We start from the raw sequence: 18670 nt of genomic DNA, 5'->3' as shown, positions 1-18670 counted from the left end.
CACTATATTTGTATTCATTATAAATAAAAATGAATAAACTCAAACAACGTTGGGGAATTGAAACAAATTTTCAGTTCATAATAATTCTAATTGTTTTTGCTATCACGGGATCAGCATCAGCTTGGTTGTCTAAACCGTTTTGTACGTGGCTAGGTATAACAAAGGATTCTTTGGGATATTGGATAATTCCTGTACGTTTGATATTAATATTCCCTATTTACCAAGTATTACTGGTTTGTATTGGTTTTATATTTGGGCAATTCAAATTCTTCTGGGCATTTGAGAAAAAAATGCTGAAAAGATTAGGACTCGGATTTCTTTTTAAAACATAAAAAATGCCTCGTTACGAGGCATTTTTATTTTTTATTAAATACGTGTATATCCACGTTAAGGTAAATGTGGGTATAAAATCAGTAAACGGAATAATTTCTTCAAGAAAAGTTACCACTCCTCCTACTTTACCTATTTTACCTTTATACATCCAAGTCATTAAAAAACCTGCTAATGGCGCCCAAACTACATCTGAAAATTCGCCAAGAAGAGGAATTGTAAAAGAAAGCATCCCAATAGCATCAAACAATATTCCCAATACAAGATTTCTTGTTTTGTTATTTGCTTCAACATTAGCAGCAGATTGTATCATAAGTATTCAATTTATATTTATTGAACAATATACAAATCTAATGCCAATTATTTCTTAAGCTTTCCTTGATACATTTTCTTCAACTTATCAATTTTTGGAGTAATTACATAACTACAATACCCTTTCGTTTTGTTTTGGTTGTAGTAATTTTGATGGTATTCTTCAGCAACATAAAATTTTGTGGCAGCTGATATTTTAGTCACAATTGGTTTAACAAAAGTATTTTCTTGAGTCATCAAGGCAATGTAATCCTGTGACAACTGTTTTTGAGTCTCATTGTGATAAAAAATTTCACTACGGTATTGTGTCCCTACATCAGCACCTTGACGGTTAAGCGTTGTAGGATCATGCGTGGCAAAAAATATCTCCAGTAACTCTCCAAAACTTATTTTCTTGGGATCAAAAGTTATTTCAATAGCCTCTGCATGTCCCGTTTCTCCGGAAGAAATGTCATTATAAGTAGGATTTACAGTGTTTCCACCGATGTAACCTGAAACTACTTTACTCACTCCGTCAAGCTGCAAAAATACTGCCTCGGTACACCAAAAACAACCTCCTGCAAAAGTTGCAATCTCTAAATCTCCTTGTTTTTCCATATTTTTTGTTTCTAAACTTTTAGGTACAATTACGTTTCTTTCTTTGGCACAAAATGAAAAGGGCAAAAAGGCGATCATCAATCCAATTATTTTTTTCATATTTCAAATTTTAATCAAAGTTATTTATTATCAAACACCCTAGACCTATTCTTAACTAAAGTTTATAGTTTGTCAAACTGAAAAATTAATGACTTCCAATTCATAATCCTTAAAATCTTTGTTTCTTTGTAAAAACAGAATAAAATGATTGAAGTCAAAAATATACATAAATACTACGATAAACTACATGTACTCAAAGGAGTTGATTTGCATATTAAAAAAGGAGAAATTGTATCTATTGTAGGATCATCAGGCGCAGGAAAAACAACACTCTTGCAAATTTTAGGCACCTTAGACAAACCCAATACTATACCCAACACAGATATTCAAAAAACAACAACTTCCTTGTTTATCAATGGTCAAGACATTTTGACTATGAATGACAAAGTTTTATCTACTTTCAGGAATTTAAATTTAGGATTCATTTTCCAATTTCACCAGCTACTACCTGAATTTACCGCACTTGAAAACGTTTGCATTCCAGCATTTATTGCCAACAAACCAAAAGGCGAAACAGAACAAGAGGCAAAAAAATTATTAGACTATTTGGGCCTTTCACACCGCATAAATCATAAACCAAATGAACTTTCGGGTGGAGAGCAGCAACGCGTAGCCGTGGCACGAGCATTAATCAATAAACCAGCCGTTATTTTTGCAGATGAGCCTTCAGGAAACCTTGACACCACATCGGCAGAGAATTTACATCAGCTTTTCTTTAAACTAAGAGATGAATTCGGACAAACATTTGTGATCGTAACTCATAATGAAGAACTCGCTAATATGGCCGATAGAAAACTAGTCATGGTGGATGGCTTGATTAGTAATTAGGAGCTTTTTCCAGCTATCCACTGTATTCCCGATTATAAAAACTACGGCAGAAAAAGCCTTGTTTTTTAAAATCGGGAGATGCCGTTCCTATCTGGGCTACAAACAGCCGTTACAAACACACTCTTTCTTTTTATACATTTCCTCCTTTATAATGACTACAACAGAATTAAAAGATTTTCTAGACAACAAAGTTTTACAATACAACACCTTAGATTTCATAGAAAGTGATCCTGTTCAAATTCCGCATCTTTATTCAGAAAAAGAAGATGTTGAAATTGCTGGTTTTCTAAGTGCTACCATTGCGTGGGGGAATCGTAAAATGATCATACAAAATTCGCATCGCATGCTGGACTTAATGGGCAATGCACCTTATGATTTTGTGATGTCACACACTCCCGCTGATTTAGAACGGTTAAATACATTTGTTCACCGTACTTTTAATGGTCAAGATTTTATTGGATTCATCCAATCTTTACAAAACATCTATTCCCATCACGGTGGACTAGAAACGGTTTTTGCCAAAAATCAAGAACCTCATTCGATGCAAAATAGCATTTCCGAATTCAAAAAAATATTTTTTTCTATCCCTCATCTCGCTCGAACTCAAAAACACGTTTCAGATCCTTTGAACAATTCGGCAGCAAAAAGAATCAACATGTATATAAGGATAATTAAGGCAGTATGTTTTTAAATTGATAAATAAGTACATTTGCCAGAAATTAAAGCTTTAAAATCAACAAAAATGGTTATCCCTAAAAATGAATTAAAAGACTTCCTAGATACCAAAGTTCTTCAGTATAACACAATTGACTTTATTGAACCAGACCCTATTAGTGTTCCCCATCGTTATACATTAAAAGAAGACATTGAAATTGCGGGTTTCTTGGCTTCAACTATAGCTTGGGGAAATAGAACAATGATTACTAAGAACGGACATCGTATGATGGACATTGTGGGTGATTCACCGTTTGATTTTGTTATGAGCCATGATGAGTTTCAATTGGAGCAGTTGGAAGGATTTGTTCATAGAACTTTTAATGCAGATGATTTTAAACATTTCATAACAGCTTTAAAACATATTTACACTAATAGAGGTGGTCTTGAAAAAATATTTACTGATAACCAAACAGAGACTTCACTTCAACCAGCTATACATGCCCTTAATGAAGCCTTTTTTGAAATTCCACATCTGACCCGAACAAGAAAACATGTAGCAGACCCAAATAAAGGTTCAGTAGCAAAGAGAATTAATATGTGTTTGAGGTGGTTTGTTCGAAATGATAATGCAGGCGTAGATTTAGGTATTTGGAAAAACATTTCACCATCAAAACTTTCTTGCCCTCTCGATGTACATTCTGGTAATGTAGCACGGAAATTAGGACTTTTAGATAGAAAACAAAATGATGGAAAAGCATTACTAGAATTAGACACTAACTTAAGACTTCTCGACCCAAATGACCCTGTAAAATATGATTTTGCATTATTTGGACTGGGTATATTTGAAGGTTTTTAGGAATAAAATCGATAAATTGAAAAAACACTACGAATACTAATTTACTTAATAAAATTCTCCTAAAAAATTATATCTTTATGGTATGATTAAAACCATTATAGTTGATGATGAATACAACGCGAGAGAGTTTTTAGAAAAACTTTTGACTCGTTATTTTCCAGATAAATTTTTAATACTTGACAAATGTGAAAGTGTTGATGAAGCAATTGTATCTATAGAAAAATTTAATCCAGAATTAGTTTTTCTTGATATTCAGATGCCTAATAAAAATGGTTTTCAACTTTTTAAAGAACTGAATAAAGTTCATTTTGAAGTCATTTTTACTACAGCCCATTCAGAATTTGCAATCGATGCTATCAAATGTAGTGCATTAGATTATTTACTTAAACCGATTAATTATATTGATTTGTTGGACACTATCAAAAAGTATGATGACAAACAAAATAAAGCCTCACAAGAAGAAAAATTAAAGTTACTTTTAGAAAATCTTGATACTGGTGGCTCTGAATTTAACCGAATTGCACTACCTACTGAAAACGGATTTGAATTGCTTAAAACCAACTCAATTCTTTATTGTGAAGCAGATAGTAACTACTGTAAAATAGTTTGTTTAGACGGTAGAAATATTATTCTATCAAAAACTCTAAAACATGTTGAAGAACTACTTCCAAGTTCACTTTTTCAGCGGATACATAAGTCTTATTTAGTAAATTTAAACTATGTGAATCGTTTTAGTAAGGCCAATGAATTATTGGTAGAATTGGCAAATGGAGAAACACTTCCTGTATCAGTAAGACAAAAAGAAAACTTTATCAATGCTATCATTCACAAGAAATAAGTTTTTGTTGATACTACTATTTTTTATTGAAATAGTATTTTCACAAAATTTTCCATCAACCAATTTCTCTACAATTGATGGATTACCAAATAATAGTGTTTATTCTATTTACAAAGACAGTCGAGGTATTCTTTGGGTGGGCACAGCTAATGGATTATCAGCAATCCGAAACGGAGTTGCAAAAAATTACTTTACTTCAGATGGATTAGCACACAATAGCTGTTGGGCTATTATAGAAGACGCTAATCATAATTTGTGGTTTGGTAGTCATGGGGGTGGATTAACATTTTATGATGGGAAAAAATTCACAATTATCAGCACTAAAAATGGCTTAATTAATGATAAAATACGAAAATTATTTATCTACAAAAACCTACTCTACATAGGAACTGAGTTCGGAATTTCCGTTCTGGATATTAGAACACACAAAATTATCTTGAATAAGAAAATTACGGGTTTTAGGAGCCTGTTTCAAGTTATGGATTTTGTTGAGATAGATTCTAAAATCTATTTTGGGACATTTAATGATGGTTTTTGGAGAATAGATTTAGCAATAAAAGAAATAAAGTTGATAAATCATTTTGAACCTGATATATTTTCAATTCATAAAGTTAAGGATAGTCTTTACATCTGCCATCGTGATTATTTGAATAAATCAATTAGTAAAATTAGCATAAAAGATTACCTGCTAAATAAGGGTTCCATTATAAAATTTGGAAGTAGTACTTATTGGAATTTTATTTCAGATAATAAAGGTGACATCTACGTAGCAAGTAACGGAGTTAACTTTGCTACAGGTGGAATAAGTAAGATAATCAACAACAAAATTATAAAGCTTAATGATGAATTTGGAGTGGACAGTACCGAAGTTTGGACTTTGTACTACGATTCACAGACAGATACACTTTACGTTGGTACAATAAACAAGGGTTTTTTTAAAATTGATTTAAAGCAAGAGATTAAATATTATCCTGCATCTTTTTATGATATGGCCAAACTAGATGTTGTTGCAATTACGAACTTCCAAAATCAAAATTTAATTTTACACAAAGGAGGTTTAATTTTTTTGAAGAAAAATAAAATCGAAACTGAAATATCAAACGATATATTTTTTGATTTTGCGAGTTATAACTTTAAAACAAAACCTGAATTATCAAAGTACGAGTATTTTGTTTCGTTCTCGCAAACAAATTTAGACAGATTTGAGTTAAGAGGCATTAAAGTATATAATTCTAAAATATGGGTTAATTCTACCATTGGATTATTTGCTCTAAATGAAAAAGGCGAAATTGCTGAATACTATCCCTATTCTGCAAGTGCTTTTGAAGTTATTGATAGGAACAAATTAATATTTCAAGTTGCTTATGGTAAATTTTGTGAAGTTGAGGATTTTAGATTCAATAGAGGATTTAAAAAGTATGACATAAATGATTTAAATATACCCAAGGATGCTATTTCGATACTTACCATAAAAGATAAGCGTTACATAGCTTCATCTTCAAATGGGCTTTATACTTATGAAAACGGACGACTGTATTCATTATATTTTAATAATATTTGGAAGGAAAAAGAATTAGTTCAAGCAAAAATTAATCACAAAAAACAACTAATTGTAGCAAACTCTTTTGGGGATATATTTTTTATTGATGTTACGAATGGTTTTAAAATTATCGAAAAAATTGACCGAAAAAGATTAAATGGTAATTCTATTTCATTTTTAGAGTGCTATAATGACTATCTTATTATCGGGACAGAAAAAGGATTGAATATTTATAGAAATGGTGTCGTTCGCTTACTTGATAAAGAACAAGGATTAAGTGCGAAAGCTTTTACTTCATCAAATATCAAAGGAACTGTTTTGACACTTGGAACACAAGATGGTTATTTTGAATTTGATTTGCAAAAATATCTTTCAACAAAAAATAGTCCTCAAGAAATAAAAATTGCGGCTATCGAGGTTAATTTCGAACCCATAAATAACACTAATTTTAAATGGTTAAATTATAATTTTAATGAAATTGAGTTGCATTACAATAAAAATACAATTTCAATTGAATTTGAACCTCAAAATTGTCAATATCCAAACAAGTTAGAATATCGCTATAAAGTAATAGGTCTGAGGAATTCCAATTGGAGCAAGTGGACAAAAGACAAAAATATAAATCTTACGTATTTACCAAATGGAAATTATAAAATTAGATTAGTTACCAAAGATTTGCATTCGGGTATAGTGTCTTCTAGTGATGTTCTGAATATTGTAATAACTCCACCTTTTTGGGAAACTTGGTGGTTCATTTTAGCAATCTTCCTTTTATTTTCAATTACTGGTTTTGTAATTTATAAAAAAAGAATTCAATTTATTAAAAAACAAGAACAAACAAAATCTTTGATTCAAAAACGTTTAGCTGAAACTAAAATGGAAGCGCTTCAAAGTCAAATGAATCCTCACTTTATCTTCAACGCTATGAATTCTATTCAGAATTATATAATCGATAATAATACAGATGACGCCTTGATGTATATGGGAGAGTTTTCAAAAATAATTCGTAAAACACTTAATAACTCATCCGTCCAACGAATTGCATTATCAGAAGAAATTGAATATTTAAAATCATACATTACGTTAGAAAATATGCGTTTTAAAAATCAAGTTGAATTTGAGTTAATTATTGTGGAAGAACTTGATTTGTTTGAAACTGAAATTCCTCCAATGCTTATTCAGCCTTTTATTGAAAATGTATTCGTTCATGCGTTTGATTCTCATTTCATAAAACCTAAATTAACTCTATTCATTGAACACAAAGACAATTATCTTATAATTAAAATTATTGATAATGGTAAAGGGATGCATTCCCAAAACCTAAATAAGCTTCATGCCTCAAAAGGAATCGATTTAGCCAAAGAACGAATCGCATTATTTCAAGGAGATAATGCCAATCCAATTACTATTTCTTCAAATCCAAATGAGGGAACCACTGTGGTTGTCAAGCTTCCAATTAATTAATTCTCCACGATTAATTATTAAATCTTTACGGAAACTAATTCATTATTTTTAAAGAATTTATTTACCATATTTTTGATTAACAATAATTAAAAATACTAATAAATGAAAAACTTTAGATTATTTAGGAGCTTTTTTCTTTTGATTTTATTAATCGCATCCTTCACTAATTGTAGCAATGAAAATTCAGATGATAGTTCAGATATTTCTAAAAAATCATTACTAAGCTTTAGTTTAAATAACGTACAATACGAAAATAACTCAGCCATTTCTGAAATGTACTGGGAAAAAAGTACTACTACAACTTCGAGTATTAACGAATTTGTGATAGTCACATCACCCAAAATAAAAGGGGTTCCCAATGATTTTTTGGAAATAATGAATTTGGAAATTAGAACAACTGATAATGTATTAGTTGTAAATAAAACTTACGATTTATATACAGATGGTTACTTTGCCTTTATACCTATAAATGAAGCAGGCGTTTGTTATAAGGAGGTTACCTTATGGGGTAATAGCAAAACATCAGGTAAAGTAAAGATAACAAGTTTTGATGGAACGATATTAAAAGGCGAATTCAGCATCAGTAATCTAACCAATAACGGTGGATATCCATTGGGCTACTGTAACGGCACTAAAATAGTAGAGAAAATATTTAATATTACAAATGGCACATTTACGGCTGTTCCGTAGCTTTTTTTGTACTGATAAAAAAAACAAAATATACTGAACCTAAAAGTTAGAACAAATTTATAATTAATTTTCAATAGGTTTTGTAATGAAAGTCAATTAAGAACTCCTAATATACCTTACTTGTGGAAAAAATCAAAGGGGAGATATAACCACACGTACTCAAAATTTTAAATTTTCAATATAACTAAAGCTCAATAAAAACATGAAATCTAAACATTCCATAATATCAATATTAATTCAAATATTGAGTCTTCATCTATTAACAGCACAAACTGTTTATTATGACAATAGCACTAGACTTTATGGAATTATTGATAATACTGGTAAAAATATTTTGAAACCATCATTTAATGAAATGACTAAGTTTGAATATGGATTAAGTAGATTTAGACAAAATGGTAAATGGGGATTGATAAATGAAAAAGGAATGATTGTTTTTCAACCTAAGTTTGAGAATGAGTTTGCTTTTTCTAATCTTGGATTTAATGAAGGACTTATTTCTGTTAATGTGAATGGAAAATTTGGTTATTATTCAGAAAAAGGGGTACTTATTATTCCACATAAATTTGATTCCACAGAACAATTTTGTAATGGGATAGCTTGGGTTGAATTGAATGAGAAATATTGTTTTATAAATATTCAAGGAAAGTATATTTCTAATAAATGGTTCGATAATGTTAAGATTGTAAATGGTATCACTTACGGCATAGATGAAAAAAAGATTTTTGACAAAGATGGTGGCTACCATAATGAAGGTAAACATGATTATTATAAAATAAATAAGGATGGCGTTATGTCTATTGCTGAAAACCAAGATTATCTACGTAATTATCAAACTTATTATATAGCATACTGCGATATAGCTACCAAACCATTGCCTAATATAGTTAGTTTTGGTACTGATGGAAGAGATGGCTACGGTTATAAAAATAGTAAAGGAGAAATTCTTACTGAAAAAGTATATTCGTTTGCAAGTGAATTTGATAATGGATTTGCAATAATTAGCAAAAAAGTAATGGCTGGTTATAAAATGGTCAATGACGGTTATTCTATAATCAATGATAAATTTGAAATTGTTAAGGAATTAGACAAAAGTTATGAACCAATTTGGGGGTCATCGGTAAAATTTGAAAATGGATTAATTGAATTTAGAAAATTAACAAGTAAACCCGATGATGAAATCCAAAGTTGGGAATACGTTTTGATTAATAAATATGGAGAAACTATAAAAAGAATGAATAATGGGGTTTTTCCTGTTTCATCTGGTGGTTAGTCAATTGTATTTTACTGCAATAATTTTAAAAAATAAAATGAAAGAAAAATTATTTAATGTCTTTTTATTACTGTTTTCGTGCTTTACCCTACATGCCCAGGTTGTTGGATTCATAGGAAAAAAACCTAAAATTGATTATAATGAAAATTTAAAGTTTGAGAAATTGATTTGTAAAGGGGATTCAATAATTGGATTTAATAGTGATTATTATTCGATTTCTTTAAATCAAGGAAACGACTGGCAATCTTTTGAATATAATCAAACAATATTACCTTATAACAATATCTTTCATGAAGACATTGATGAAAGCTTATTTATTAGAGGAAATGATTTGATTATTTTTAATTCAGGATTTTTGATTTCAAAGGATTTTGGAAGAAGTTTTAAAAGAATTAGTAAAAATAAAGATTCTGAAGAAAAAACGAGTTTCTATAAGGGTTACATGTTCAATGATAACTATATAGGGCTTTCACATGAAGGACTCTATATATCAAAAGATTGCAATAGTTGGAAAAAAATAAATACCCCGAAAGGTGTTCAAGTGACTAAATTTACATCTTCCAACAATGAAATGTATATAGCTACTTTAAAGAATATTTATAAATCTGTAGATAATGGAATTTCATGGTCTAAAATTGATAGTATAGTTTTTAAACGAGATGTTGAAACGATGAGGAGTTTGGGAGGCATCAATAAAATTAAAGCATTCGACAATAAACTTTACATTGATTATTATGCTAATTATGATACTTACGTTTATGATTTAATACGTAAAACCGAAACAAAACTTGAAAACGTAAAAAGCGTTTTTATTAAAGACAATTATTTATTTGTTCTTACTAATTACAAAGTGGATGAGAGTAGCCGAAAAATATTAGAAAATGGTAAAATATTATGTTATAAAGATTCACTAGGAAATTCTAATATTGATATCTCTAAATTATGTGAAACGACTTCTCCTTCGCGTTCATTTTGTGGAATAGAAAACTTTTATATTAACTCAAATTATATTGTATTAGATGGAAGAATAAGTATGACTAATTCATCTAATATTAAAGACTTTAATTTTTCAAATATTGGATGTATTTCTGGAAATTGTAACGATGGTGAAGGTGCATATTATTTTGCAACTGGTGATACATATAAAGGAAGCTGGGCTAATAGCCAAATGGATGGAAATGGAGCATATTATTACTCTAATGGAGATGTAAGAAAAGGGGTTTGGAAAAATGGAAAGAATATAAAAGTTGATTACTTATTACAAAATGGTAAAATAAGTACCTATTTACATAACGATTCTTCAAATTCGCAAAATCAAATCACTTCAAAATTAGATGTAATTACAACATCTAAAGATTCTAAAAGAAATTCAATTTATAAAAACAATACTGGTGTTAATGAAATTGAATCCAAAAATAAAGAATTTAAATTAGATTGTTTTGAATTGAATCAGTCCGATACAAAACCTTCCAAAGTAACGGCAGATGCATTTATGACAAAAGCTCATGATATTAAGACTAAGCTAAATTCAATATGCAAATCTAATGGATATGAAGTAGAGGAAGTATTATACCAGAATCTGCGTATTGGATATAGAATAGAAGGAAATGAAAATGTCTATATTTTCGATACTAAAGGATTGTTATATCTTCGTATTGAAAAAGAAAATTCTGGAGAAACAACCCATAAATATACCTATAATTATTCTGGTTTAGTCGTTGCTTTAGACATTAAAACTAAATATAATAATATTTCACATTCATTTAAAAATGGAGTTACAAAGGAAGAGGCATTGAATAAAAATAAAGACTATTATAAAATCAAAGTTTCTTCTCCTAATAATGATAAATCTTATTTCTCGGATGGTTCAAAATGCTTAAATTGTAAGATAGGTCGTTATGTTAAAGGCGCATGTAGTCAATGTAGAGCAGTAAGTAGAGAAAGATTAAATGAAGTACAATCGAAACGACCAAATTGTGAAGCCTGCAGAGGAACTGGATTTGTTAGTCTTTATAATGGAAAACGATTGTGTACAGTTTGTAAAGGTTCTGGAAAGCTCACCTATTAATTCTTTTCGATTTGAAAAAAACCTGGAAAAAAAATTTGGCGAACGCTATTATGAAAAAAATAATTTTTATTCATGTTGCAATTCCATTAATATTTGAAGGCCTAATTTATATTTCTATTCGTAGTCAGTCTTTAAGAATGTTTAATTGGTTTCATTGTTGACAAAAACGGAAAGGTATCATCATTTAAGTAAAACAAAAAAATGTAATGGTTACTACCCCATTTAAACTGGAGTATAATTTATGATTTATGCGAAAAACATCAAGATGCAAACTATTGTGCTTTTGATATATATGCGAAAAAAAATATGAAAAATTTCAGTAAAAATATAACTATAAAAAATAAAAACATGAAAAAAAATATTCTAAAATTACCAATATACTTTGTCTTATTCGCATTGATTATGATAAGTTGTAAAGACGTGTCTAAAGTTAAAATTGAAAATTTTGATGCAAAAAAAGAAAAAATAATAATTGACAAATTAATAGATAATGAAAAGCTACAAGTTTTTCATTACGTAAAGTTAATTAATGAAAAAGAATTACAAGTATTTAATAGTACATTCCAGTATGATTATGACATGGAGTCTGATGGTTCTATTGAACAAGAATATTTTATTTATTGTAAAGATAAAAACATCAAATGTATTCAGGTTTTTTATAGTGGTAGTGATATAAGTAATTCAAAAAAATATTACTTCAAAAAGGACAAAAGGTTTGCTATAGAAAATTTTGAAAACAACTTGTCCGACCCATCACATTTCAAAACAACTTACATAGTATTGTCTGATAATAACTTTAATAAAATTTCTGAAAGCTTCGAGACTAAAGATGAGAATGGGAAAATAACTTCCAATGAAAAATATGAACTTCCTAATTTAAAATATTACAAAGATATTGATGAAATTATTTCAGATTTAGGATTGCAAGAATTAAAGAAAAGTATTATTCAAAAAAGTAGCAAAAATTTAAACGCAAAAAAAGAGGATAATTCGATTTCTAATAGTTCTGAGGACAAGAATATAGATAGTAAACATATTATTTATCTTAAAAAATATGAAGACCCAAATACATCGGGAACGCATGAAATTGAATTTAAAAAAATTGAAAAAAATGTTTTTTGGGTTACTCATTATGAAGGGGCTGGAACTCGACAAGAATATTATTGGAAAAATGTAAATAATTCATTAGTTCCTTGTTTCATATTCGAGTATGGCGGAATGGATTGGAAAGCTAGCTTGGAATATTATCTTGAAGATATTAAAACAGGTAAAAAAGAAGAGGGTAATGCTACTGAAGCTACTATTGTAAAATTGAAAGAAAATTTCATAAAAGAGAATTTTAAAAGTATTTAGAAAGGCAAAATCAATTATTATTAATTATTTAAGATAACTAGAATCGAATTAAAACATTAATTTGTAAAAAATATGAAAAACAAAATCTTTATTTTAGTTGCAAGTCTAACCGTATTAATTGGCTGTAAAAATGAAATTGAAAAACAGAAAAAAACTGTCAATACAGATGTTGAAAAAATTTCAGACAAAGGAAAACAGTTAAATGTAAATGACATTATTGGTAAATGGATTGAACGCCATAATGCAGAAAATATGAATATTACATTTGATAAAAATGGTCAATTTACCTTTAATACTGTTGACAATAAAGATAATAAAATAACATATAGAGGGAAATATAAACTTAAAGAGGAAACAGTGATTTTAACATATCAAGATGGTTCTGAGTATCATTTTTCTTATTTTAAAGATGAGGGTATGCAGCAATATTGTTTAGCTTCACCAGATTATAATATGGTGAAACAAGACGACGGTTTAATAGTCGATTCGGAATACAGTGATATGGTATTAAATATACAAAATGAAAACAATTTACTTATTAACTCTGTTGACATTGATAAAGTTTATGATTTTAAAGTTAAAGAATACAAAGTTAAAATTATTGTATTAGGCTCAGGTGGTGCAACAGATTTTGGTGCTTATCGCAAAACATATTTAGTTTTTGATAACGGTTATGAAATGCCAAGAAGATATGCTCTTTTTTGTATAGGAAACTTTGGAACTATAGACAAAGTAATTCAAATAAAGCCTGAAGTATTATATATAGAAGGAAAATTGTTTAGAGAAAATGACAAAAGTGAACAAATTTGCAATAATTGCAATATTCAAGCTAATATTGATATTTCTAATTTAATTAAACAGGAAAAAGAAAGAGATAAATTGAACGATGAAAGCGAAGGTAATGTTAATTCTAAAATCAAACTTTCAATAATTAAAAATAACTAATAAAAACAATATCCCGAAAATTGTGTAAATTAAAAAGTTAATGCTCCGATTTTATAATCGGAGCATTTTTTTTAAATAACTTATCTTCTAAACCTTTGTAACTAGTCCTAGCAAAACATCAAGTAATTTAGAACAATCTCCTAGTTACTATCTGTCTTAGACAAGTTAGAAAGATTTTAGATAAAAGAAAAAACACATTTTTTTTTAAGAATCACATTTCAAAAATATTACCCAGAAAAATTCTAAAAAAAAATTTTGAGAACAGCATCGAACCCCACTATATCCAATACACCCAGCCCTCCCTGGGGGCAGGTAACTGGAGGGAGGGGGGGATTAAATTCAAATCATAGAAAGGGTCAACATCAAATCTTTGACCTTTTTTACGGTATTTGGGGAAACATCATACCCTTTGCTTTTATCACTTGCTAGTTTTGCCATGTCTCTGAGTGACATTGTAGGATTTGATTTTATCACCTTAACAGCTCTATTGTGTTTTGCCAGTGTTTCTTCAGGAGTGTCTTTTGTTTCTTTCATTCGACCTTTGTAAGCTCCACGTAAGCGAGCTTGAATTATGCCTTCAGCTTGTCTTTCTAGCAAAGAGGCTTTTTCGAGTGAACTCAGCTCACTTAGTATCGTTGTTATGAGATTAAATACTGGATTGGCTTTTCCATTTATCATTGACTCAAGTCCTAAATTATCAATCTTAACAATCACTCCTTTATCAAAGAAAAATTTAAGGGTCTGCAATACATCGATAGTAGACCTTCCAGCCCTATCGATTGCATGAAATGAAACGAAATTCACTTCTCCAGCTTCAACGGCTTCAACAAGCTTTTTTCCAGCTAGTCTTTCGGCAAAAGGAATTGAACCGCTGATTGTATCAATAAATAATATTTCATCTGGATGGGATTTTGCCAGTTGGCGCAGGTTAGATTGTTGAGCCGTACTTTGACGAATGTATCTCGCTTTTTTCATAACTAGATTAATTTAGGTGAAATTTCCAAAAAGTGTGCATTTTTAGGGTAGTGTATTTTGCACAATTTATTTAGTTGATGTAGGTGAGTAATAAAATTTTAAAATGTGAAGCGTATGACTATAACCTAATTTTGCGCAGGATTGAAGGTTATTTACCTTCAATCCAATCTAGAATATCAACTAACATATCACAATACACATCTTTAACTTCTTTTATTGTATCACCTTTTTTACTAATGAACAAAATCGTGTAAGTGTCAATCCATTTTAATTGTATTCTAACAGTTCCTTTATGTTTCAATCCATTTACTTGGAATTGCAACCCACCCTGAAAATCTTTTGATTCAGGTAATGCCAAAAAGTTTTTAGAACCGTAAGCCATTAAAGCCCATTTGTCGGCATATTTAATTTGTTCAATGATTGTTTTAGCTATTTCCATAATAATAGAGTTATAAAGTGATACTTGATTAATGCCTTACAAAGTTAAGTAAAACTTGCTTAAAAAGCAAGTATTGTTTTATATTTTATAAAAAAAAATTAACCTACACTTGATTAATTTGTTATATTTGTAAAAAATATAATTAAATGGCTATACTCAGATTAAAAGAAATAATGGCATTAAAGGGAATGTCAAGAGATGAACTAGCTTCAAGAGTTGATGTGTCAACTACTACTATATCAAACATCTCTAGTGAAAAGAATTTACCCACAATTCAGCTCTTACTAAAAATAGCAGAAGTTCTTGAAGTTGATGTAAGAGAATTATTTATTCCAACCAGAGGAACGTCTATAACTCAGTTGGAAGTAGATGAAGCCAAAGCATTAATTACAAAAGGACTTGGTATTTTAAGTGGAAATATTTAATTATTGAAAATTATCAGATATTTATAATTAAAGCACTTTATGGAAAATATTAAAATTGGTAAAAGAGAAATAACAATAGAAAAATTTCAATTTGAATATACCTATAGTGGCCTAATAATAGGGTCGCCAAATGAAGCTATTAACACCAAAATCTTGTCTGATTACATAAATTCATTAACAAAAGGACATCGTAAATCTATTTTTCATCTTACTAGTAATGACTATCTTTCAAATGACACACTAAAACCAGTCATTTATTCTGCATTTTTAGAATCGGACTCAATTGATGATATCGAAAATCAATATGATGGTAGCAGACTAGTTGTAAGTTGGTTTGGTGATGAACAAATTGAGAAGTCAATTTCAGCAATTATCACTGAAGGATTAGCAGGTTTCAAATATGACAAACTCGCAGAAAATTTTAACTTTTAAATAAATTAAAGTACACAGTTGTGTCTGTGATAACAATGTTTTCTATTCAAAAATTTTACCACTGGTTAATACTGAAAGTTTATTAAGGAATGATTTGAAATTAGATGGGTATTCTTCTAGGCCATTTGATTTTAATCTAAAATCATCTATCCAGATATCACATTCCCATGATGTTCCATCACAAACTATATTGTTCGAATATTCTTTTTCCCAAGATTTGCAGTAGCGGATAATATACTTGAAAAAATTAAGTTTTCTTTCCTCTGAAATTACTAAATCTGCATCAAAAGAATCGGATTGAAAAATGGCAATATGTTCAAATTGATAATCGTTTTTAAATATTGGGTTTATACTAGATATAGAACTTTCATCCCCTGTTTGAGCTCTATATAAAAACAATCCACTTTTATATAGCAATGAGTAAGTTGGCCCAAAATAACTGCCAATATTAAATTCAAATTTTCTGATTTTCATTATCCTTCTTTTAGTTTTTTCAATAGTTTTCATTTTTTTTTTTCAATACTGACTAACATCAGTTTGACGGAAGATTTTAAGAGATGTATTGTAAAACTGATTTTAGGGTAATTAATTGATAGAATTAAGATTCAACTTTGTTTGTTGTTTCTATAGCATTTTTAAATTTTTCCGCATATTCGATTATTTTAATTGCTGAATCTTTAATTTCTATTAAATTTTTCACTTCGTTTTCAAGATGGCATTTTTCTGTTTCTAATTCTTGAATCCTCATTTCAAGAGTTGAAATTGACTGATTGTTTTCTTCCTCTATGATTTTGTTTATTTTATCTTCAAGAAGACTTTGTGAACAATCTTTAAACGCTAAAATACAAGAAAGAACCTGTTCCATTCTCCCGCTTATTCTATAAATTTCAATTTTTCTATAAGTAACGATAACAAGAGGTTTACGACTTGCCAATTTCCCAAATATTATATATTCAATCTCGACTTCATTGTTTAAAATCAATCCTGTACTTGAATTAAAACCTGGAAATCTTAACATAATATCTTTAGGGGAATAATCGTCGGTTTTTTCATCTAATAAATATTCCCCATTTCTTAATACAATTACTTTTTCTGCCATTTTTTTAGTTTTTAATTAATTACTCATCTTTAACAAATCATTGATTTAAAATTTGTAATAGTTTGTTATTATCTTGGAAAATTCCATTGCTTTAAATATCATCAACAGTACCAAGATTACTGTTTTTAATAGTTTTATCTGATTTAAAATAAGAATTTGTCTTGAGTTGTCTTACAACTCATCAAACTTTGCTCTCATGGTAGGATTACCATTAGTCAATTTTTTAATTGTCAAATCTTCAGCTTTGTTATTGGCTAAACGAAGATTGTTTTCAGAGGACAGTAATGCCTCTTTCGTTTTATACAGATGGTCAATTGTTTTGTCAATTTCATCTATAGCTGTTTTAAATTTACGACTTGCTAAATCATAATTTTTGGCAAAACCTTCTTTAAACTTATTGATATTATCCTCGAAATTTGTGATGTCAATATTTTGATTTCGAATCAAACTAAGTTCTGCTTTGTATTGCATGGAGTTCATAGATGCGTTTCGAAGAAGCGTAATAATTGGAATAAAAAACTGTGGACGAACGACATACATTTTGCTGTATTTATGAGATACATCAACAATACCTGTATTGTAATATTCACTTTCAGATTCTAATAATGTTACTAGAACTGCAAATTCACATTTTTTCTCCGTTCGGTCTTTGTCGAGTTCTTTAAAAAAATCTTCATTTCTTTTTTTTGTTGCTGTTTGGTCTGATTCATTTTTCATTTCAAACATTATGGAAATGATTTCATTTCCTTGTTCATCATTTTCTCTGTATATAAAATCTCCTTTGCTACCCGAACTTGAATTATTGTCTTTTTCAAAATAAGCATTTTGAAATGCTGTGGCTCTTAATTTATTGAATTCGGTTTCACAATGTTGCTCTAGTGTTTCACCCACCATTTTGGTTGAAAGTTTTAACTTCATATCTTTTCTCAAAGCAATTTCTTCATCCTTCAACTTAATGATTTCGTCTTTGGTTCTGAGTTCGGCAATGAATTTTTCGTTTAAAGATTTTTCAAGTAATTGCGTTTCTGTTTCTTTATGTTTTAAATTATTTGCTAAATCATCACGCTCTTTTTCTATCTTTTGGACAGCTTCAGTAACGGATAATTTTTTCTCCAATTCAGCATTATCTAATTTTGCTTTGATTTGATTAATCTCAGTTTCTTTATTAGCTAACTTTTCTGAAAGTTCTCTATCGCTTTTGGCTTTTAATTCCATGATTTCTCTATCTTTTTTTGATAAATCTTCTTGGAGTGTATTTTTAAGAGTCGCTAATGCCAGATTTACAGCACTTTCTTTATCTTTTTCAGCTAAAATAAGCCGCTTTTCTAATTCTTCCTCAAACTGGTGGTCACGAACTTGTTTCAAAATATCTGCAAAGCCAGCTTCATCAACTTTAAAAGCTTTTTTACAATTTGGGCAAATAATTTCGTTCATAATTTTAAATTTTACT

At 29.2% G+C, this 18670-nt stretch carries 19 protein-coding genes and 1 pseudogene; 13 read left to right on the top strand and 7 right to left on the bottom strand.

Going from position 1 to position 18670, the window contains the following annotated elements; genetic code table 11:
- The first annotated feature begins 29 nt into the window (after positions 1-29).
- Entirely contained in the window at positions 30-332 is a 303-nt protein-coding gene (locus tag FJV36_RS00635) for a DUF6787 family protein (RefSeq protein ID WP_158729065.1), read from the top strand.
- Positions 333-343: 11 nt separating this feature from the next.
- Here FJV36_RS00635 and FJV36_RS00630 read toward each other — a convergent pair whose 3' ends face one another.
- Together FJV36_RS00630 and msrA are read right to left on the bottom strand one after the other, a co-directional pair.
- Entirely contained in the window at positions 344-643 is a 300-nt protein-coding gene (locus FJV36_RS00630) for a hypothetical protein (protein WP_158729064.1), read from the bottom strand.
- A gap of 47 nt (positions 644-690) precedes the next feature.
- Positions 691-1239, bottom strand: a complete 549-nt coding sequence (gene msrA, locus FJV36_RS00625) for a peptide-methionine (S)-S-oxide reductase MsrA (RefSeq protein WP_158729138.1) — start codon at positions 1237-1239, stop codon at positions 691-693.
- Positions 1240-1482: 243 nt separating this feature from the next.
- Here msrA and FJV36_RS00620 point away from each other — a divergent pair, with 243 nt between their 5' ends.
- The 10 genes and pseudogenes from FJV36_RS00620 to FJV36_RS00575 all read left to right on the top strand — a co-directional run bounded on the left by FJV36_RS00620 (position 1483) and on the right by FJV36_RS00575 (position 13850).
- Positions 1483-2166 (top strand): ABC transporter ATP-binding protein, encoded by a 684-nt coding sequence (locus tag FJV36_RS00620; protein WP_144892433.1) that lies wholly within the window; start codon positions 1483-1485, stop codon positions 2164-2166.
- A gap of 151 nt (positions 2167-2317) precedes the next feature.
- Positions 2318-2833 (top strand): annotated as a pseudogene (locus FJV36_RS00615) (DUF2400 domain-containing protein); the annotation flags it as partial.
- An 81-nt stretch (positions 2834-2914) separates the two neighbouring features.
- Positions 2915-3679, top strand: coding sequence for a TIGR02757 family protein (locus FJV36_RS00610; protein ID WP_158729137.1), 765 nt, complete (start codon positions 2915-2917; stop codon positions 3677-3679).
- Positions 3680-3761: 82 nt separating this feature from the next.
- Entirely contained in the window at positions 3762-4517 is a 756-nt protein-coding gene (locus FJV36_RS00605; RefSeq protein WP_158729062.1) for a LytTR family DNA-binding domain-containing protein, read from the top strand.
- On the top strand, positions 4495-7521 hold the full coding sequence (locus FJV36_RS00600) for a histidine kinase (RefSeq protein ID WP_158729061.1): 3027 nt from the start codon (positions 4495-4497) through the stop codon (positions 7519-7521). Before FJV36_RS00605 ends, FJV36_RS00600 begins: the two co-directional genes overlap by 23 nt.
- Before the next feature lie 102 nt (positions 7522-7623).
- Positions 7624-8211: a hypothetical protein gene (locus FJV36_RS00595; protein ID WP_158729060.1), complete on the top strand. Its 588-nt coding sequence runs from the start codon at positions 7624-7626 to the stop codon at positions 8209-8211.
- A 244-nt stretch (positions 8212-8455) separates the two neighbouring features.
- Positions 8456-9484 carry a WG repeat-containing protein gene (locus FJV36_RS00590; RefSeq protein WP_158729059.1) on the top strand — a complete coding sequence of 343 codons (1029 nt, stop codon included), beginning with the start codon at positions 8456-8458 and terminating at the stop codon, positions 9482-9484.
- A gap of 37 nt (positions 9485-9521) precedes the next feature.
- A complete protein-coding gene (locus tag FJV36_RS00585) occupies positions 9522-11552 on the top strand; it encodes a hypothetical protein (RefSeq protein WP_158729058.1) in 2031 nt (676 codons plus the stop codon).
- Positions 11553-11900: 348 nt separating this feature from the next.
- Positions 11901-12905 carry a hypothetical protein gene (locus FJV36_RS00580; RefSeq protein WP_158729057.1) on the top strand — a complete coding sequence of 335 codons (1005 nt, stop codon included), beginning with the start codon at positions 11901-11903 and terminating at the stop codon, positions 12903-12905.
- Between the two features lie 72 nt (positions 12906-12977).
- A complete protein-coding gene (locus tag FJV36_RS00575) occupies positions 12978-13850 on the top strand; it encodes a hypothetical protein (RefSeq protein WP_158729056.1) in 873 nt (290 codons plus the stop codon).
- 339 nt (positions 13851-14189) lie between these two features.
- On the opposite strand, the gene FJV36_RS00570 is transcribed toward FJV36_RS00575, so the two are convergent.
- The gene (locus FJV36_RS00570) at positions 14190-14825 is read right to left on the bottom strand and encodes a recombinase family protein (protein ID WP_158729055.1); all 636 of its coding nucleotides are present in this window, start codon (positions 14823-14825) and stop codon (positions 14190-14192) included.
- 148 nt (positions 14826-14973) lie between these two features.
- Positions 14974-15264, bottom strand: a complete 291-nt coding sequence (locus FJV36_RS00565; RefSeq protein WP_158729054.1) for a hypothetical protein — start codon at positions 15262-15264, stop codon at positions 14974-14976.
- A gap of 146 nt (positions 15265-15410) precedes the next feature.
- On the opposite strand from FJV36_RS00565, the gene FJV36_RS00560 reads away from it, so the two are divergent.
- Both FJV36_RS00560 and FJV36_RS00555 read left to right on the top strand, forming a co-directional pair.
- Positions 15411-15689 carry a helix-turn-helix transcriptional regulator gene (locus tag FJV36_RS00560; protein ID WP_158729053.1) on the top strand — a complete coding sequence of 93 codons (279 nt, stop codon included), beginning with the start codon at positions 15411-15413 and terminating at the stop codon, positions 15687-15689.
- A 39-nt stretch (positions 15690-15728) separates the two neighbouring features.
- Positions 15729-16121 (top strand): hypothetical protein, encoded by a 393-nt coding sequence (locus FJV36_RS00555; protein ID WP_158729052.1) that lies wholly within the window; start codon positions 15729-15731, stop codon positions 16119-16121.
- A gap of 42 nt (positions 16122-16163) precedes the next feature.
- Here the strand turns inward: FJV36_RS00555 and FJV36_RS00550 are convergent, their stop codons facing one another.
- The 3 genes from FJV36_RS00550 to FJV36_RS00540 form a co-directional block, all read right to left on the bottom strand.
- A complete protein-coding gene (locus FJV36_RS00550) occupies positions 16164-16595 on the bottom strand; it encodes a hypothetical protein (protein ID WP_158980760.1) in 432 nt (143 codons plus the stop codon).
- Positions 16596-16719: 124 nt separating this feature from the next.
- Positions 16720-17220: a hypothetical protein gene (locus tag FJV36_RS00545; protein ID WP_158729050.1), complete on the bottom strand. Its 501-nt coding sequence runs from the start codon at positions 17218-17220 to the stop codon at positions 16720-16722.
- A gap of 171 nt (positions 17221-17391) precedes the next feature.
- A complete protein-coding gene (locus tag FJV36_RS00540; RefSeq protein WP_158729049.1) occupies positions 17392-18654 on the bottom strand; it encodes a DUF2130 domain-containing protein in 1263 nt (420 codons plus the stop codon).
- Positions 18655-18670 lie beyond the last annotated feature (16 nt).

It is taken from the genome of Flavobacterium sp. I-STPP5a, from assembly GCF_009764685.1.
Taxonomy (GTDB): domain Bacteria; phylum Bacteroidota; class Bacteroidia; order Flavobacteriales; family Flavobacteriaceae; genus Flavobacterium.
This window is presented reverse-complemented; position numbering and strand designations above follow the sequence as displayed.

What these genes read in the sequence shown, in the direction of transcription:
- FJV36_RS00630 (WP_158729064.1), bottom strand. Translation starts at nt 643, where the DNA reads ATGATACAATCTGCTGCTAATGTTGAAGCAAATAACAAAACAAGAAAT.
- FJV36_RS00585 (WP_158729058.1), top strand. Translation starts at nt 9,522, where the DNA reads ATGAAAGAAAAATTATTTAATGTCTTTTTATTACTGTTTTCGTGCTTT.
- msrA (WP_158729138.1), bottom strand. Translation starts at nt 1,239, where the DNA reads ATGGAAAAACAAGGAGATTTAGAGATTGCAACTTTTGCAGGAGGTTGT.
- FJV36_RS00555 (WP_158729052.1), top strand. Translation starts at nt 15,729, where the DNA reads ATGGAAAATATTAAAATTGGTAAAAGAGAAATAACAATAGAAAAATTT.
- FJV36_RS00545 (WP_158729050.1), bottom strand. Translation starts at nt 17,220, where the DNA reads ATGGCAGAAAAAGTAATTGTATTAAGAAATGGGGAATATTTATTAGAT.
- FJV36_RS00580 (WP_158729057.1), top strand. Translation starts at nt 11,901, where the DNA reads ATGAAAAAAAATATTCTAAAATTACCAATATACTTTGTCTTATTCGCA.
- FJV36_RS00540 (WP_158729049.1), bottom strand. Translation starts at nt 18,654, where the DNA reads ATGAACGAAATTATTTGCCCAAATTGTAAAAAAGCTTTTAAAGTTGAT.
- FJV36_RS00550 (WP_158980760.1), bottom strand. Translation starts at nt 16,595, where the DNA reads ATGAAAATCAGAAAATTTGAATTTAATATTGGCAGTTATTTTGGGCCA.
- FJV36_RS00565 (WP_158729054.1), bottom strand. Translation starts at nt 15,264, where the DNA reads ATGGAAATAGCTAAAACAATCATTGAACAAATTAAATATGCCGACAAA.
- FJV36_RS00635 (WP_158729065.1), top strand. Translation starts at nt 30, where the DNA reads ATGAATAAACTCAAACAACGTTGGGGAATTGAAACAAATTTTCAGTTC.
- FJV36_RS00570 (WP_158729055.1), bottom strand. Translation starts at nt 14,825, where the DNA reads ATGAAAAAAGCGAGATACATTCGTCAAAGTACGGCTCAACAATCTAAC.
- FJV36_RS00620 (WP_144892433.1), top strand. Translation starts at nt 1,483, where the DNA reads ATGATTGAAGTCAAAAATATACATAAATACTACGATAAACTACATGTA.
- FJV36_RS00595 (WP_158729060.1), top strand. Translation starts at nt 7,624, where the DNA reads ATGAAAAACTTTAGATTATTTAGGAGCTTTTTTCTTTTGATTTTATTA.
- FJV36_RS00600 (WP_158729061.1), top strand. Translation starts at nt 4,495, where the DNA reads ATGCTATCATTCACAAGAAATAAGTTTTTGTTGATACTACTATTTTTT.
- FJV36_RS00605 (WP_158729062.1), top strand. Translation starts at nt 3,762, where the DNA reads ATGATTAAAACCATTATAGTTGATGATGAATACAACGCGAGAGAGTTT.
- FJV36_RS00560 (WP_158729053.1), top strand. Translation starts at nt 15,411, where the DNA reads ATGGCTATACTCAGATTAAAAGAAATAATGGCATTAAAGGGAATGTCA.
- FJV36_RS00575 (WP_158729056.1), top strand. Translation starts at nt 12,978, where the DNA reads ATGAAAAACAAAATCTTTATTTTAGTTGCAAGTCTAACCGTATTAATT.